This is a genomic window from Enterococcus olivae (assembly GCF_053760925.1).
Genome location: NZ_JBSMVT010000003.1, coordinates 39,746 through 55,231, shown reverse-complemented (window position 1 = coordinate 55,231; position 15,486 = coordinate 39,746). Strand labels below are relative to the sequence as shown.

General features: G+C 43.0%; 19 protein-coding genes. 12 read left to right on the top strand and 7 right to left on the bottom strand.

Annotated elements, in window-relative coordinates:
* Nucleotides 1-636: 636 nt before the first annotated feature.
* The 5 genes from ACWODM_RS03670 to ACWODM_RS03650 all read left to right on the top strand — a co-directional run bounded on the left by ACWODM_RS03670 (nt 637) and on the right by ACWODM_RS03650 (nt 4,348).
* Nucleotides 637-1,659, top strand: coding sequence for a uroporphyrinogen decarboxylase family protein (locus ACWODM_RS03670; protein ID WP_016173834.1), 1,023 nt, complete (start codon nt 637-639; stop codon nt 1,657-1,659).
* Nucleotides 1,656-2,480, top strand: a complete 825-nt coding sequence (locus ACWODM_RS03665) for a MetQ/NlpA family ABC transporter substrate-binding protein (protein ID WP_455320017.1) — start codon at nt 1,656-1,658, stop codon at nt 2,478-2,480. Before ACWODM_RS03670 ends, ACWODM_RS03665 begins: the two co-directional genes overlap by 4 nt.
* A 12-nt stretch (nt 2,481-2,492) precedes the next feature.
* The gene (locus tag ACWODM_RS03660; RefSeq protein ID WP_455320016.1) at nt 2,493-3,293 is read left to right on the top strand and encodes a pyrroline-5-carboxylate reductase family protein; all 801 of its coding nucleotides are present in this window, start codon (nt 2,493-2,495) and stop codon (nt 3,291-3,293) included.
* 13 nt (nt 3,294-3,306) lie between these two features.
* Entirely contained in the window at nt 3,307-4,068 is a 762-nt protein-coding gene (locus ACWODM_RS03655; protein ID WP_455320015.1) for a VOC family protein, read from the top strand.
* An 88-nt stretch (nt 4,069-4,156) separates the two neighbouring features.
* On the top strand, nt 4,157-4,348 hold the full coding sequence (locus ACWODM_RS03650; RefSeq protein WP_455320014.1) for a hypothetical protein: 192 nt from the start codon (nt 4,157-4,159) through the stop codon (nt 4,346-4,348).
* 41 nt (nt 4,349-4,389) lie between these two features.
* On the opposite strand, the gene ACWODM_RS03645 is transcribed toward ACWODM_RS03650, so the two are convergent.
* Entirely contained in the window at nt 4,390-5,316 is a 927-nt protein-coding gene (locus ACWODM_RS03645; protein ID WP_455320013.1) for a sugar-binding transcriptional regulator, read from the bottom strand.
* 177 nt (nt 5,317-5,493) lie between these two features.
* Here ACWODM_RS03645 and ACWODM_RS03640 point away from each other — a divergent pair, with 177 nt between their 5' ends.
* Genes ACWODM_RS03640 through ACWODM_RS03630 form a run of 3 tightly spaced genes read left to right on the top strand, consistent with a single transcriptional unit; the run spans nt 5,494 to nt 7,559 of the window.
* On the top strand, nt 5,494-6,195 hold the full coding sequence (locus ACWODM_RS03640) for a triose-phosphate isomerase (RefSeq protein WP_455320012.1): 702 nt from the start codon (nt 5,494-5,496) through the stop codon (nt 6,193-6,195).
* Nucleotides 6,192-6,710, top strand: a complete 519-nt coding sequence (locus ACWODM_RS03635) for a YjbQ family protein (RefSeq protein WP_455320011.1) — start codon at nt 6,192-6,194, stop codon at nt 6,708-6,710. Before ACWODM_RS03640 ends, ACWODM_RS03635 begins: the two co-directional genes overlap by 4 nt.
* Before the next feature lie 12 nt (nt 6,711-6,722).
* Nucleotides 6,723-7,559 (top strand): class II fructose-bisphosphate aldolase, encoded by an 837-nt coding sequence (locus tag ACWODM_RS03630; protein ID WP_455320010.1) that lies wholly within the window; start codon nt 6,723-6,725, stop codon nt 7,557-7,559.
* Between the two features lie 98 nt (nt 7,560-7,657).
* On the opposite strand, the gene ACWODM_RS03625 is transcribed toward ACWODM_RS03630, so the two are convergent.
* Complete coding sequence (locus tag ACWODM_RS03625) at nt 7,658-8,113, bottom strand: DUF2188 domain-containing protein (protein WP_455320009.1); 456 nt, start codon at nt 8,111-8,113, stop codon at nt 7,658-7,660.
* Between the two features lie 171 nt (nt 8,114-8,284).
* Here ACWODM_RS03625 and ACWODM_RS03620 point away from each other — a divergent pair, with 171 nt between their 5' ends.
* Nucleotides 8,285-9,331, top strand: coding sequence for an LLM class flavin-dependent oxidoreductase (locus tag ACWODM_RS03620; RefSeq protein ID WP_455320008.1), 1,047 nt, complete (start codon nt 8,285-8,287; stop codon nt 9,329-9,331).
* Nucleotide 9,332: 1 nt separating this feature from the next.
* Nucleotides 9,333-10,013 (top strand): NADPH-dependent F420 reductase, encoded by a 681-nt coding sequence (locus ACWODM_RS03615; protein WP_455320007.1) that lies wholly within the window; start codon nt 9,333-9,335, stop codon nt 10,011-10,013.
* 31 nt (nt 10,014-10,044) lie between these two features.
* Here the strand turns inward: ACWODM_RS03615 and ACWODM_RS03610 are convergent, their stop codons facing one another.
* Both ACWODM_RS03610 and ACWODM_RS03605 read right to left on the bottom strand, forming a co-directional pair.
* Nucleotides 10,045-11,049, bottom strand: a complete 1,005-nt coding sequence (locus ACWODM_RS03610; protein WP_455320006.1) for a helix-turn-helix domain-containing protein — start codon at nt 11,047-11,049, stop codon at nt 10,045-10,047.
* Between the two features lie 284 nt (nt 11,050-11,333).
* Nucleotides 11,334-12,341 (bottom strand): NAD(P)/FAD-dependent oxidoreductase, encoded by a 1,008-nt coding sequence (locus tag ACWODM_RS03605; protein ID WP_455320005.1) that lies wholly within the window; start codon nt 12,339-12,341, stop codon nt 11,334-11,336.
* Nucleotides 12,342-12,531: 190 nt separating this feature from the next.
* On the opposite strand from ACWODM_RS03605, the gene ACWODM_RS03600 reads away from it, so the two are divergent.
* Nucleotides 12,532-13,311 (top strand): sulfite exporter TauE/SafE family protein, encoded by a 780-nt coding sequence (locus ACWODM_RS03600; RefSeq protein ID WP_455320004.1) that lies wholly within the window; start codon nt 12,532-12,534, stop codon nt 13,309-13,311.
* 183 nt (nt 13,312-13,494) lie between these two features.
* Nucleotides 13,495-14,055 (top strand): hypothetical protein, encoded by a 561-nt coding sequence (locus ACWODM_RS03595; RefSeq protein WP_455320003.1) that lies wholly within the window; start codon nt 13,495-13,497, stop codon nt 14,053-14,055.
* Between the two features lie 238 nt (nt 14,056-14,293).
* Here the strand turns inward: ACWODM_RS03595 and ACWODM_RS03590 are convergent, their stop codons facing one another.
* The 3 genes from ACWODM_RS03590 to ACWODM_RS03580 form a co-directional block, all read right to left on the bottom strand.
* Nucleotides 14,294-14,455, bottom strand: coding sequence for a hypothetical protein (locus tag ACWODM_RS03590; protein ID WP_455320002.1), 162 nt, complete (start codon nt 14,453-14,455; stop codon nt 14,294-14,296).
* The gene (locus ACWODM_RS03585; RefSeq protein WP_455320001.1) at nt 14,452-14,664 is read right to left on the bottom strand and encodes a hypothetical protein; all 213 of its coding nucleotides are present in this window, start codon (nt 14,662-14,664) and stop codon (nt 14,452-14,454) included. Before ACWODM_RS03585 ends, ACWODM_RS03590 begins: the two co-directional genes overlap by 4 nt.
* Before the next feature lie 80 nt (nt 14,665-14,744).
* Nucleotides 14,745-15,485 carry a LytR/AlgR family response regulator transcription factor gene (locus ACWODM_RS03580; protein ID WP_455320000.1) on the bottom strand — a complete coding sequence of 247 codons (741 nt, stop codon included), beginning with the start codon at nt 15,483-15,485 and terminating at the stop codon, nt 14,745-14,747.
* Between the last annotated feature and the right edge of the window lies 1 nt (nt 15,486).

Below are 15,486 nucleotides of genomic sequence, written 5' to 3'. Positions count from 1 at the left end.
ACGATTGAAAGATCTGCTTTAGCACAAGGGAGAGAAAGGTTTGTGTTATTACTGCGCTTAGAATTCACATTGAAGAGTGCCAGTCCCACTCTGCCAGTCCTACTTACTAGGATCTTTAATGTGGCATTTCGATCAAACTAATATTTTGTTCTTTAGAATCTTTAATCCCTAAAAAAAAATAAACTTGAGTAGTATCAGGTTGATCTCGTAATTGAGAAAAGTTGGCTAAAAAGTGTCAGTCAATAAAACATAATTTCTAAACTTTTGACTGCTGTTTACTACATAGAAATATTGAATAGATACAGATATATCTGTAAAACTGATCTTCTGAAAGGACTGTGTGATTGGAATTAGCGATCAGTTTAAAGCAAGCGGCTTTGGAAATCCTCCATAAAAAAACAGCTTTTGAGAATCTTGTGATAGAAGAAAGGTATCAGTCGGATGATTGACACTGTCTAGCCAACTACCGTACACTGGTGCCTATATCAAAGAGAGACATGGCTAGTTGTAGACACCCTGTAAAGACGAAAACCAGTCTAGAAAGCAGGAGGAAAAAACAGCTTCAAGGGTTCGCTTGTGAGTAAGAGAGCAAGCGGTGATCCTTTTATGAAGAGATGTTTAATGAAGGAGGACCAAATGAATAAAAAGGAACGATTCAATCAGGTGCTGTCAGGAGAAGCTAGTCAGTATCCGCTAGTAAGTAGTTGGCATCATTTTTTAGAGGCAGAGTATGAGGCGGAGGCTTTGGCTGAGGCAACGATTCAATTTGCACAGGAACACGATTGGGATTGGATCAAGATCAATCCTCGCGCTGTCTATCTTGCTGAAGCATTTGGAAATGTGTACGATCCTGATGATTATCGCGACGTATTTCCCAGACAGTTACAGCAACGCATTCAAACACCCGCTGATGTGTGGCAGGTGCCGATAGTCGAGGCGGCAACTTCTGCGCCATTACAAGAGCAGTTGCAAGCGGTCAAACAGATTCGTAGTGCCTTGCCAGAGATGCCACTGGTTCAAACACTTTTTTCACCTTTGACGATCCTTTTATTTTTAACAGGAAATACTTCCTACGTGAATCAAACGATGTATGGCAGTAACGCACCTCTCGATGTGAAAAAATTACTGGAAACCGAAGGCGCAGGTGTTCATCAGGCATTGGATCATATCACAGAGACGATGATCGACTATCTCAAAGAGTTAGAGAAGAACGGGATAGATGGGGTTTTCTATGCCGTGACCGGCACCGCAAATGAAGAATTATTTGCCAAAGAAATCTTCGATGAATTTTCTTTGCCTTATGATTTGCGAGTTCTAAAGGCTGTTGCAGGCAAACGATTGCTTCATACTTGTGGCGAATTTTCTCAGCCGGAACGTTTTGATGACTACCCGGTTGACGGAATCAGTTGGGATACTTATGCAAAAGGCAATCCGGATTTGTCGGTTCCGTTAAAAAAAGTCAAGATCGGTGGTCTGGATCATCAGTTGTTTGGGCAAGATAAACGAGAAACGATTCGGCAGCAAACGGATCAGGCATTGAAGCAAATGGAGGGCGTACCCTTTTTATTGACGCCAAACTGCGCCGTGCCAGTCAACGTGACGCCGGCTGAATTACAAGATATCAAAGAAAATGTGGAGAGAAAGAGGGAAAAGAGATGAAAAAATACCTGATTGGATTAATGGGATTGTCCTTGTTTGCGTTGAGTGCTTGCGGCTCAGGAACGACCCAAGTAGAAGAGGATAAAAATATCGTTGTTGGTTTTGGTGTAGGAACCTATGAAGAGCAATTTCGACAAGGAATCTTGCCGATTTTGGAAGACCAAGGCTATAGCGTTGAGATCAAGACACTAGGACATAACAACCAGGTGAACCCAGCGATGGCAGATGGTTCGATCGATGTTAGTATCTTCCAGAGTATTGCCTACATGGAAGGAGTCAATGACGAATTGAACATTGACATGACAGCAATCGCTTTTGCACCGAGCGCTCCACAAAGTCTACACTCTGAAAGACACACCTCCTTGGAGGAAGTAAGCGATGGAACGACCGTTGCTTTGCCAGATGATCCAGTCAACCAAGAACGTGCCGTACGTATTTTAGAAGATCTTGGCTGGGTAATAGTGGATGAAGATGCGGGAACGATCGACTTTGATGTCAGCCAAGTTCATCCAGGGGATTATGATATCGACTTCAAGATTTTGGATCCGGCGCAAATCCTCGTTTCTTTACCGGATGTGGATTATGGCGTGATCAACGGAAACTATATTGCCGATTCAGACAAAAAATTGACAGACAGCTTAAAAATTGAAAATACACCGGAAGAGCATCGCATCATTGTTTCGATTTTAAAAGAAAATGAAGACACACAATGGGCCCAAGATGTCAAAGCAGCTTACGAATCACAAGAATTTGAAGACTATATTTTGTCGCAAGAAACATACGATGGCTTTATTTTTCCGGAAGCATGGGAAAATAATTAAGGGAGAAAGACGATGACTAAACGAATTCATTTTATCGGTGGTGGACAAATGGTCGAAGCGATCATCCGCCCATTATTAGCCAAACAAATCGTTTCAAAAGAACAGCTGACAGTCGCAGATATCAATACGTCACGAAATGTCTACCTGCAAGAGACCTATCAGATTCAAGCGCAGGCAGAGCAGGAGGAAGCCCTTCAGCAAGCCGACATTCTCGTGATCGGAGTTCGTCCGCAAGATGATCTGGCTGCCGTAGCTCAGGAGTTGCAGCAAAGCAAACCAGAAGCCGTGATCGTTTCGATCGTAGCGGGTGTCACGATCGAAAAATTGGAAGCCTTGCTAGGTGTTCCCCGGAGTATCGTTCGGGTCATCCCCAATACTTTGACAGACACTGGCTTAGGGTACAGTGGGGCTTCTCTCAATGAGTTGGCGAAACAGGAAGAGGTAGACTTCTTCCTGACTGGCTTTGGCAAGGTCATGTATGTGGAAGAACGTTTGATCGATGTCTTCACAGGCTATGGCGTTGCCGGTGCCAACTATGTGTATTATTTTATTGAATCTTATGCAGATGCCGGTGTGCTTGCCGGTCTGCCTAGAGAGCAGGCCTGGACGATCGCACTGGAGAACACGATTGGTGCGATCGCGATGCTGAAACAAACAGGAAAACATCCACGAGAATTATTGGACATCAATAATTCTGCTGGCGGTGTGGGCATCCATGCGCTGTACGAATTGAATGCCTCTGATTTTGCTGCCGGATTGCAGCGCAGTGTCCTGCGCGCTGTTCAGCGGACGACAGAACTAGGAGCAGAGTAAGGAGGAGAAATTGATGGCGAGTATTAAATGGGATCATACGGTACATTATGTGAATGATTTGGATCAAGCCATCCAAACCTTTCAACAAGCGGGATTGGTCGCTGCATTTGGTGGTCAGCACACAGACTGGGGCACGCACAATGCTCTGAGTTATTTTGATTTGTCTTATCTTGAATTTTTGGGAGTAGAAGATCCTGAGTTAGCCAATCAAGCAGACCCGCAGCATGTCGTGGTTCAGGATGCGGTCAAGCATTTGCCGCAAGAAGAAATCTTAAGTCGAGTGGCTTTGCGAACAGACGATATCGAAGCATTAGCAGCCCAATTAAAAGAGCGCGGCGCCGATCTTTCTGAGATCTTTGACGGGAAACGTCACGATGCCGAGGGAAATTTGATTGAGTGGCGTATGCTTTCTATCTTAGGAGATATAGACAGCTTGCCCTATCCTTTTGTTATCCAGTGGGGAGGAACAGAGGATCAACGCCGGAAACAATTAACCGAGGCGAAGGTGATCCAACAACACCCAGCCGGAGAATTGGCAATCGTACGTGCTGTTTTTGAAGTGGCTGATCCAGAAAAGGTGATTCAACAGTGGCAGCAGCTCTTTGGATTCCAGCAAGTTGAGATCAATGGAGAAGAAGCGCTTGAAGTAGGTAACCAGTCCTTTGTCTTTACCACGGGACCCGCCAATCGTCTGCAACAAATCGTTTTTGAAGGCAGTCCAGCTTTGAAAGGGAAACAGCTGACGATTGGTCAAGGAACCTATCTGTTTCAATAAAGTGTCTCAATTAGCCTCATTTGCAACAAAGGTTGGTTTTTGTTAAGGTAATAAAAAGCCCTTTGAATAAGCGATGAGGTGAAAGCAAATGATTTATCGGGACAAAAAATGGCTACTAGTGATGTATTTTTTTTATATGGCTATACTGATTGCCGGAACGTATGTATTTGGGAAACAAGCCTTGTCAGGTCGCCCCTTGTATTATTTGGTCCTGCTGTTGTTATGGTTAGGTGTAGCTAAAAATATCTGGATTCTTGAAAAAAGACGAAGAGGAAAATAAACGAACACCCTGCAAATTTTTGCAGGGTGTTCTTGCTTTGTTTACAGAACAGCAGCGATCGATGAATCGATGATCAAATGATCGATCACGTTTTTTTTCAACAATTTTTGGATACTTTCGGCTTTCTCTACACCAGAGGCAACCACGACGACTTCCGGTATTTTTGCCAGATCCTGTAGACGGATACCGATCATTTTCTGAGAGAAGTGGGTATCGACGGACTCGCCTTCTTCATCGAAAAAGGTGGTCAGCAGATCACCAACGACGTTTTTTTCTTGCATCTCTGCTCGATCATCGTCACTAAAATAACCTAATTCCTGATAAGAAGAAGATTCGATTGGATTGCCCATACTGACGATCGCCATTTCAACTTCTTTGCCTTTCTGGATGATATCCGCAATAAATTTGGATTTTTCAAAGGTTTGTTTCATCTCGACACTTTCTGCCACGGCCGGTGCATAAAAATAATCGACCTTGCAATTGTATTTTTGCGACAGGATAAAGGCAAGATGATTGGAATGAGTCTTGACATCAGAGACATCGACACCGCCAATCAGCGGCACAATGGCAAGCTGTTCAAAATTTCGATAGCTGGCGGCTTCAACGAATTCAAGAAGCGTCGTTCCCCAACCGATGCCTAGGCGTTTGATGTTGGGTAATTTGTCTTCAATAAAGGTCGCACAAAGATTGCCGACCGCTTCTTTGTTCTCGTGTGCTGAACCACTGGCTGAAGAAATCATCACAGAGTTTAGCGCATATTTTTTAGCAAGCCGATCCTGCTGTTCAAAATTCATGATCTCTGAATCTTGGATGGAGATCTTGACGATGCCACGGTTGACCGCTTCTTTCAGCATCGCTGCCACAGTCGGTCTGGAAACACCAAGCTGTTTGGCGATTTCTGTCTGATTCACGTTCTCTTTATAATAAAGCAAAGCTGCACGGACCAAGGATTTGTCACGGGAATTCATGAGGTTCACCTACTCTTACTTTTTGAGATCAAAGGTATTATAACACGAAAAGTCATTTTTACATATGGTAAATAGATTTTCATTTGCTAATAAATAGCTTGACATTCAATGATGGAAGCGTTATGCTTTTCGTATCAAATGTAAAGTTATTTTACTAATGTAAAAGGAGCTGCGGAAATGAAAATCAAGAGTCCATTTTTTTGTTTTAATCCCAAGTCGTATTTTTATGGTGAAAAGTTACTGGCATTAGCAAAAAAGGCCGATGAGCTGGCAGAGAAACTGCCACATTTGTCTGTTTTAATGACTGCTCCCTACGCTGATCTATCAACGATCGCCAACAATACGAAGCACCTTATCGTTACCGCACAGCATATGGACGGAATCGATCCTGGTAGAGGCATGGGTGCTGTATTACCGGAGTCTTTGTATCAGGCAGGTGTTCGTGCGGTCTTTTTGAATCATGCTGAGCATGCGATGACCTTTTCTGAACTGGTACAGGCAATTCGAAAAGGCAAAGAGCTAGGGATCCAAACGATCGTCTGTGCAGATTCACTGGAAGAAGCTCGCAGTATTGCTTTGTTGAAGCCAGATGTTTTGCTTTGCGAACCAACAGAGCTGATCGGAACAGGTCAGACTAGTGACGATGACTATATCCAAAAAACCAATGAAGCAGTCAAAGGGATCGATCCTGAGATCCTTGTTTTGCAGGCAGCTGGTATCAGCAGTGCAGAGGATGTTTATCGAATGATCCAAATGGGTGCTGACGGAACCGGCTGTACCAGTGGCATTACTGAGGCAGACGATCCAGAGGAAACACTGGAGCAAATGGTAATGGCGGTCAATCAGGTCTATCAAGAAAGGTTCGAGGCAGAAAAATGAAAATCGAGCATCGAACGATCGAAGTAGAATCAAATGGCAGAAGAGTCACCTATCAAGACATCACGGAAGAAGTCAAAGAGCTGATCCGAGAAGCCGGTGTCAGAGATGGCATGTGTATCGTCAGCTCACAACATACGACTTGTTCAGTCATTTTTGAAGAATATGTCCATGACAAAGATTGGAATGGCGATGAACTGCTGCAAGTGGATCTCAATCGGATTTTGGATAAAGTCATCCCGCGACAACTGACAGAGTCGGACTACTTGTACCCAGGTCCGGAACACGTAGCGTTTTTAGAAGAAATCTCCAAGCAAACACCGGAATATCCCAATGATCCGGCAACGATCTTGAATGCAGACGCTCATATTCGGGCAAGTCTGTTTGGTTCCAGCCAGACCTTGATCATCAAAGACGGGGAACCCTTGATCGGTTCGGTAGGTTATATTTATTTTATCGACTGGGATCAAAACAGAAAACGGAAGCGTAAATGTAATCTAATGATGATGGGAAATTAAGGAGGAGAAATCATGCTAGTCACATCCAAAGAATTGTTCCATCAGGCGCAAACCAACAACTATGCGATCCCAGCACCTAATTTTATTGATGTGGAATCGATGAAAGCCTATTTGGAAGTAGCGGAAGAGCTGCAGGTACCAATCATTCTGGCTTTAGCTGAATCGCATTTAGACTTGATCTCTCTGGAAGAAGCAGCCCTAAACGGAAAATATTTTGCGGAAAAGGCTTCTGTTCCGGTCGTTCTTCACTTGGATCATGGGATGACACCGGAAGTGATCAAAAAAGCAGTTGACCTAGGTTTTACCTCGGTGATGATCGATGCATCTCAAGAGGAATTTCAAGTGAATGTAGACAGAACTAAGGAGATCATCGCCTATGCACACGCGAAAGGAGTCGTTGTTGAAGCGGAGATCGGACATGTGGGTTCAGGAGAAAACTACGAAAACCACGAAGAAACCGATTCTCAATACACGACATTAGAAGATGCCTTGCGTTTTATTGAAGAAACAGCGGTTGACTCACTAGCAATTTCTATCGGTACCGCCCATGGTATTTATCAAGGGATTCCGGAAATCAACTTTGATCGCCTGCATGAAATCGCACGATCGGTCAAGACACCTTTAGTTTTGCATGGCGGTTCTTCTACAGGAGATGTCAAGCTAAAACGTTGTGCTCAGGAAGGAATCAGCAAGATCAATATTTTTTCTGATCTATTGCAGGCCGCCTATTCGAAAGTTAATGAGACAACACCGAAAGATTATTTACAGATCAAGCAGGTAGCCAAAGAAGGAATGCAAACTTGCTTGAAGCATTATTATGGTGTGTTTGAAACAGCTACACAAAAATAGAGGAAACCGAGGGGATACTTAGGTGATTCCCTCGGCACAATAAAAATCCTGAACTGGTAAACATCCGTTCAGGATTTTTTGATTGGTAGAAAAACGTATTATTTAAACTCTTTTGTTTCCTGCAGTGTGCCATCCATTTTATAGATTTTTAAGCAGCTCTGCTTGTTTTCAGCGATATCGCTTCCTCGTGCAATGGCTTCTTCTTTCGTCGCTAAACGATCACTTGCGCGCTGTGCCCCTTCAGAGAGGACGAGCCACTCTTTTTCATCGGGATCAAATTTGACCAAGACCGCAGCATTCAGTAAACGAGCTTTCTCTGGATCGTGATCATGAGAGTCTGTTTTTCTTGGATTTTTTTCATCCGCAAAGCTTTGCCGTTCTTGCTGTGTGACATTGCTGATCCATTCCTTTGCCTGACTGATGGCGATCGGGATCGCTCGGTCTTCTGGATAGTCATCTGCCAGTAAAGCATTTCCGATCTCAATGGCTTTCTTTCGGGTCAAGTCCTCCAGATTCTTCATTGAAGCGGGGTAATCCTGCATATTCCAAGGCATAAGTACGCTCCTTTCTATTCAACAAGGCATCATTGCTTCTTCTTTCAGTGTAACAAAAAATTTTTTGAATGGAAAATGAAGTCCGTTACTTACAAATAGTAAGCATATTTATTGGCTTTTTGAAAAAATCCGTTATAGTTGAAGTAAGAAGAAGAGAGAAGGAGCAAAAAAATGACGATAGATATTGAAAATTTAATATTCGGATTAGATACCTTTGGAGATATTGCGTATCATGAGGAAACCCAGGAACGAATGAGTGATGAAGAATCTTTGCGAATGATCATTGAAGAGGGAAAATTAGCGGATGAATTGGGCATTGATGTGATCGCGTTGGGCGAGCATCATCGGAAAGAATATTCGATCGCTAGTCCAGATACTGTTTTGGCAGCATTGGCGATGGTAACAAAAAATATTATACTGGGAACCGGTGTAACCGTCTTGAGTTCGGATGATCCTGTTCGTGTGTACCAACGCTTTGCAACGGTGGACGCTTTGTCAAATGGGCGTGCTCAGGTGATGCTTGGTCGTGGTTCTTTTACGGAATCTTTTCCGTTGTTTGGTTATGATCTGCGGGATTACAATGAACTATTTGAAGAAAAGGCAGCTTTATTCAATGAGTTGCTGAAAAATGAGCCGGTGAATTGGAAAGGTCGTTTTACGCAATCTCTGGACAATGTCCAGGTTTATCCTAAAATGACTAAGCGACTGGACGTTCAAGTGGGTGTTGGCGGTTCGCCGGATTCGATCATTCGAGCCGCTAAATATGGTTTTCCAGTCATGTTGGCGATCATTGGTGGGGATCCCAAACGTTTCAAATCATATATCTCCTTGTATCAGCGGGCGGCAGCTCAATTTGGTCAGCCCTTACATCCGCTGGGCATGCATTCACATGGAGTGATCGCAGATACGGATGAAGAAGCCCGCGAGATTGCTTGGAACTATGTGAAAAAATCGATGGACCAGATCGGAAGAGAACGTGGCTGGTCAGCGATGGATCGAGAACGTTTTGAATTTGAGATCGAGTCAGGTTCCTATTATGTAGGCAGTCCAGAAACGGTTGCTCGAAAGATCGCTCATGTCATGCAAGCATTGGGTGTGCAACGCTTTGATTTTGTTTATGGTGCTGGAGGGCAAATGCAAAAAGACCGTTTCCGTACGATTCAGCTGTACGGTGAAAAAGTGATCCCACGAGTCAAAGAAATTCTAAGAGGTGAATGAGATGACGAAACCAGTCTTGGGCATTTTAGGTGCAGGAAAATTAGGAACCACATTGGCACGCTTAGCTGTGGATGCCGGATATTCGGTCATCATTGCGGGATCCGGTCCAGTGGAAAAGATCGCCTTGACGATCGAAGTACTAATTCCTGGAGCGAAGGCAGCCACGGCTCAGGAAGTTAGTGAACAAGCAGACATCGTTCTGCTTGCCCTGCCTTTGGGCAAATACCAGACGATCGCAAAAGAAGGACTGACCGGAAAAATCGTCCTAGATGCCATGAATTACTGGTGGGAAGTTGACGGCAAGGACAACATGATCTCAGATATGGTTCGTTCGTCCTCTGAAGTGATTGCAGAATTTTTACCAGAAACGCAGCTTGTCAAAGCCTTCAATCATATGGGCTATCATGATCTGGATAGAGAAGCGCGCCCGGTTGGACAAGATAACCGCAAAGCGATCGCCTATGCGACCGATCATGAAGAAGCTGGTCGGATCACGGCTCAACTCATTGATGATCTTGGCTTCGATCCCTTGTTTATTGGGGAATTGCACCAAGGAATTTTATTAGAATCCGGCAGTCCTTTGTTCGGTGCTAATCTAACGAAAGAAAAATTAAAAAGAGCAGTCGCCGCTTTTCCAGAGAGTGAATTTGGTCAAAAAGTAGCAGATAGTAGAAGTCAGTGAGTCCTTGCTGACTTCTTTTTGACGAAAGAATTTAATCCTCGGATACCATCATAATATCCTCCTGATCGCGATAGTGCGTGAAGAGTTGCTGATAAAGAAAGGGCAGCTCGGGATGCTTTTTCAATAGTGTTTCGTAATCAGGCAACAGTCGACAAAAGCTTTGTGTCAACAACTGAACTTCATTCGTCACCGTGAATCCAGATAAGGACTGAAGCTCACCGGGAAACAAGGTGGCTAAACAGTGGAGCCGATGCAACTGCGGCTGTAGCTGTTTGATAGCAAATTCGCTTAACAAGGTGTGAGCGTGTAGAGCAAAAGAAAGGGTCTCATCGATTTCCATATTCGCCCATATTGGTTCCACTCCTAGTAGTTGCTTCCATAAAAAGAGCAGGCCTCGTTCATTTAATTGGAAACGGGGAGTGAAAAACTGGTTGATATTTTTCTGACAATAGTCTTGAACGAAAAAACCTTGTCGTGTTCGTTGCTCGCTGATTTCTTGGTAGCGATGAAACAAAGCAGCTGTAGAGGGAATAACGGGTGGATCAGTGATCAAGGAGAGCTGGAAAGCCAGCCAGCGAATATGAGCCTCTTCCCCTTTTAAGGCTGGCAAGTGTCTAAAGGATAGCTCCAAATCATAAGAAGCTAAAAAAACACGCAGTTGTTTGACACGTCTTTGAAAGGTGCTCATCCCAATATGTAGCTCATGTTGAGCAGTCACGGCCGTGCAGTAAGGTTTGAGCAAAAGTTTGTTGAGTAATTGAAAACTGGCACTGCGATGGAGCAAGATACTGATAAAGAGCTGGGCATGTTCTTTGGCATAAATTCCCTTGATCTGGCTATTTGCTAAATAAAAACCAACGCCGGTCGAACGGTTCAAGGGATCCTGAGTCCAGGAACGCAGGATCCGCTGTAGGGTATTCGGCGTTTTTTTTAATAGAAATGCCACTTCCTCCAGATTACGAGGATTTTTTTCCTGTAGACAGCAGAACACTTGATAAATAGTTTTGTCTTGATTTTCTAATAGTATTTTCAACATAGGTCTCACCTCACGACTAAATTATCATGAGACGATAGTTATTCAAAAAACCATCTTGGTATAAATTGCTCCATCTTGACACGCAGCAGTCCATCTTGACAGTAAGAAAGGGCAAAATAGCTGTTAAAATCAGAAAAAGCCAAAAAATATGTCAGAAATTTGGTCAAGATGACTGTCTGGCGGTCAATAAGGAAATCATTCAGCCAAGAAGCACTAAAAAATGGCTCAAAAAAAGCCTGATGAAGAATGCGATGGAAGCATTGTTTCATCAGGCTGTTCGATTCTTAAGAGATCAAGGCTTGGTTCAAAGAGTCAAACTTCTTGTTGTGGGAAGAGACCATGGCCTGCAAATGGGTTTGTGGATCAAGATAACGTTTGATTTGGTTGATACTATTCGCGGCTTCTTGAAAGGCACTGGCCAAAAGATAGAGCTTGCCTTTTGAGTATTGGATGTCTCCGGCTGCAAACAAGCCGGGAATATTGGTGACAGTCGGTTCCTGACAGGCAAAGTAAAAATCTTGCTCTTTTTCAAATGGAAAATCGAGAGTATCGAGAAAAGAGCGGTCACGGTCATGTCCATGTTGAATCAAAAGGTGATCGGTAGGCAAGATCGTTTGATCACGAAAAACGAGTGAGATCTTATGTGTGGTTCCTTCATTGATCGTTTGGATGTCAGCATTCAGTAAAAGCTGACCTCCTTGTTTTTTAAACTGAGCAACCGGGGCTTCATGTGCTTTGAGTGCTGCTCCGCGATAGGCAATAAAGACTTCTTTAGCGAATTTGAGACACTCATTGGCATAATCGACAGCGGCATCTCCACCACCAGAAACAACGATCCGTTCCCCTTTGATTTTTTGATAATCGGGAAAGGTGTAGTAAACATGAGGCGCAGCCTCTTCAGCAACGGGTGCCGTTATTTTTTTGGGTGAGACGATACCGCCACCAACTGCAAACAAGACGGTACGACAAAGATGGATCCGTCCGTGTTCATCTGTGACGTGAAAGAGTGAATCTTCTTTCGTTACTTGTATAGCTTTGGAGCCTGTAAAAAATTGGGCATCAAAGGTCGTTGCTTGATCGATCAGGTGTTGTCGAACGTTGTGCCCTTTGGTTGGTGGCAAAGCACCGACATCCCAGACGAATTTTTCGGGATAAAAATTGATTTTACCGCCTAATGCCTCTTGTGCCTCTAAAACCGTTATTTTCAAATCTCGCAGCCCGCCATAAAAGGCTGCGTACAAACCAGCGGGACCACCGCCGATAATGACTACATCAACAATTGGTTGTTTCATAGACTACCTGCTTTCTATAAAAAATCTTTCGTAGAAAAATATGTGTATGCTAGTTCAATTGAGAATGATTCTCAATGTCATTTTATAGTAGCATGTGTTCGTTTAATTTTCAATCATGGAATCGTCCGCTTTGTGGTATCTCTAGCTTTTTTACGGGAAACAGGTATGATAGAAGAGAGGAGGTGGAGACGTGAGAGCGTTGATTTATTTTTTAGTGATCGTGTTATCCAATACGGTTGGCGCAGTTTCCGGTATGGGTGGAGGCGTGATCATCAAGCCGGTTCTTGACTTCTTTGCTTTAGATACAGTCGCAGCGATCTCCTTTTATTCCACAGTCGCCGTTTTTGTGATGTCGATCGTTTCTACTGTACGGCAAATGAGCAATGGTGTGAGTATCAAAGCAAAGATTGTAGGCTGGCTTTCCTTTGGCTCGATTTTGGGAGGAATCTTAGGAAGTACCACGTTTGAGTACGTACTGACAAGTTTTGAAAGTGAAGCAACTGTCCAGCTGCTACAGATTTTTCTGACGATCATCACACTGGTTTTTGCCTTTCTTTATTCACGCTTTGACTGGAAAAATTTCGAACTACAGGGGCTTGGCTGGTATGTGCTTTGCGGTTTGCTTTTAGGATTTTTGGCTAGTTTGCTGGGAATTGGAGGCGGACCGATCAATGTTTCTTTATTGATGCTGATGTTTGCGATGCCAATCAAAGAAGCCACGGTCTATTCGATCTGTACGATTTTTTTCTCGCAGCTGTCAAAATTAGTGACGATTGCTTTTTCGACAGGCTTTGCCCGTTATGATCTGTCAATTTTGTGGTATGTAGTAGCGGCAGCCGTTTTAGGTGGGATCTTAGGAGCAGAAGCAAGCAAATTGTTCTCATCAAAATATGTGACACTGATTTTTCAGGTGATCATTCTCGTCGTTTTAGGAATCAATATTTATAATGGAATCCGTTTGTTTCTCTGAGAACAGAACCACGTCAAAACAGCTGAAAGATCGGCTGTTTTTTTGTTTTACCAGTAGTTAAATGAAAATAACACAGCGTTCAGGCATAAAAACACCGCGTTTGGGCTATTTTTGGTTTTGGAAGCACACTTTTTGATATAATGAACCACTAGATCAAAAACAGTGAGACGGAGTTGAATTTCAATGCCAGAGCGTGAGTTGTATTTGGAAAGTTATCAGTATATAGAAAGTTTTTTTGAAGAGAAGATTTTATACAGGAAGAATTTTTTTCTGGAAAATTTACTCTCACTGACACCGAAGGAAGGCAGATCTTTGCAGTGCATCGATCATTTGCCTAAAGCAATGTCCAGCAAACTCTATTTTTATGAATTCGATTACGATAGAGACTCACCGGATCAAAAATTGCGCCAGAATTATTCGCTGTATTTGGAAAAATATCGGCGAACGCTGCTGACAATTCTGGGATATGCGGAGTGTTTGTTTATCGAATCCAGCTTTTTTGATTACCAAGAAGAAAGCTTGATGAAGTTCACCGGTGAAGCCATCGATTTTCAACTGATAGATAATCTGCTACTCTCTTCTTTGAATGAAAGAAATCAGACGATCTTTTCTTTACCTGAACTGGAACTAATCCTGCAGGTAGATTCCTTGTTCGTCACGTTTCTTTCAACGAACATTGATACATTGGGAATGATCCGAGAGATTGCCATGGTCAATGGGCTGTACGTGCATCCCTCTACCTGAGAGATTGAGCCAATAAATAGAAAAACCGATCGATACGATCAGCTGCTGTAAGCTTGATTGATACCGATCGGTTTTTTAGTCGCTGTCTGAAAAGGAGAGATGTGTCAACAAAAGCAAAAACACTAGACACACGATAAATTGGAAGATAGAAAAATTCATCGTAAGATAACCTGCAACGATCATACCCACCAAAATCAGAGTCAGCAAGCCTAAAAGGAGCTTCAACTGTTTCACATCCTTAATTAGGATCACTTTTTTCAAAAGTAGTAACAAACATTAGTGTGACAAGAGAAACGATCGCACCGACCATATAAAAGAATTGATAGTCATTGTGGATCGGACTGAGAACCGACAAGAGAATAAAACCAATGGTCATCAGATACAAGAAAATACGGATCATAGGTACCAGCCGTCATAGTGGGTTTTGTACGTGTCGACTCTGACTAGCGTTTTACCATGATAGGTTTTCGGTGGGTAAGAGAGAAATCTGTATTTTGTGAATAGAGCCTGGACCTCTACGTCTGATTCGGTAACAGTATCCGCATATCCAACAGGGGCAATATTCAGCATCAAGCCAAAGAAAAAAGCAAATAAGAACAATTTTTTCATTTGAATCATCCTTTCGTTAGTTATTGGTTCAAGGGTACTACAAAAAACGGATGAAAAACCAAAAATTGCCCAAACGTTGCTTATTTTGTCCTGAACGCTTGATTTACACGTGTAATTTGACGTGTGGAAGCCCAACAAGTCTCGCCATTTTTGAAGGTCAGCAGTCGTTTTTGTCGATCTACATCCACGATATTTTGTAGATTCACCACAAAGGACTTATGGACCCGAAGAAAATGTTCTGATATTTTTTCGATTTCAGTGATTTTTCCGTAAAATTCAACGGAGCTGTTTGCCAAGTGCAAAATCAGCTTGTGGGAGTTTGGTGAGGTCTCAATAAACATGATGCTCGCCAAATCAAAGAAACGAGTCTGTGTCCCGACCTCTAGTCGAATACGCTGGACATGTTCCTTGTTTTCGGAATTGTAATGTTTATAGGCTTGGTCCAAGGCCTCTTTGACACGTTGCTCCATTTCTTCAGGTTGATCTTTGAGAATATAATCCATGGCTTCAACTTTGTATTTGAAGGTTAGCGGAGCAAGCTCTCCATGTGTGGTAATAAAAATAATTTTTCCTTCAATACAAAGATCGCGAATTTTAGCTCCCAGCTGAATCCCATCGATATCTGAGGCCAGATCGACATCTAGAAAGTAGACACCGTACGTTTTTGTATGACTTTTCAGGTAATCTAGCAGTTCGTAGGGATCATTCGTACTCAGTGTCAGCTGCATGTCATATTCCTCGATCAAGCTGTAGCGCTGGATCAACTGTTCCAAACGAGTTCTTTGGATCAGATTGTCTTCGCAAATAAATATGTCCAACATC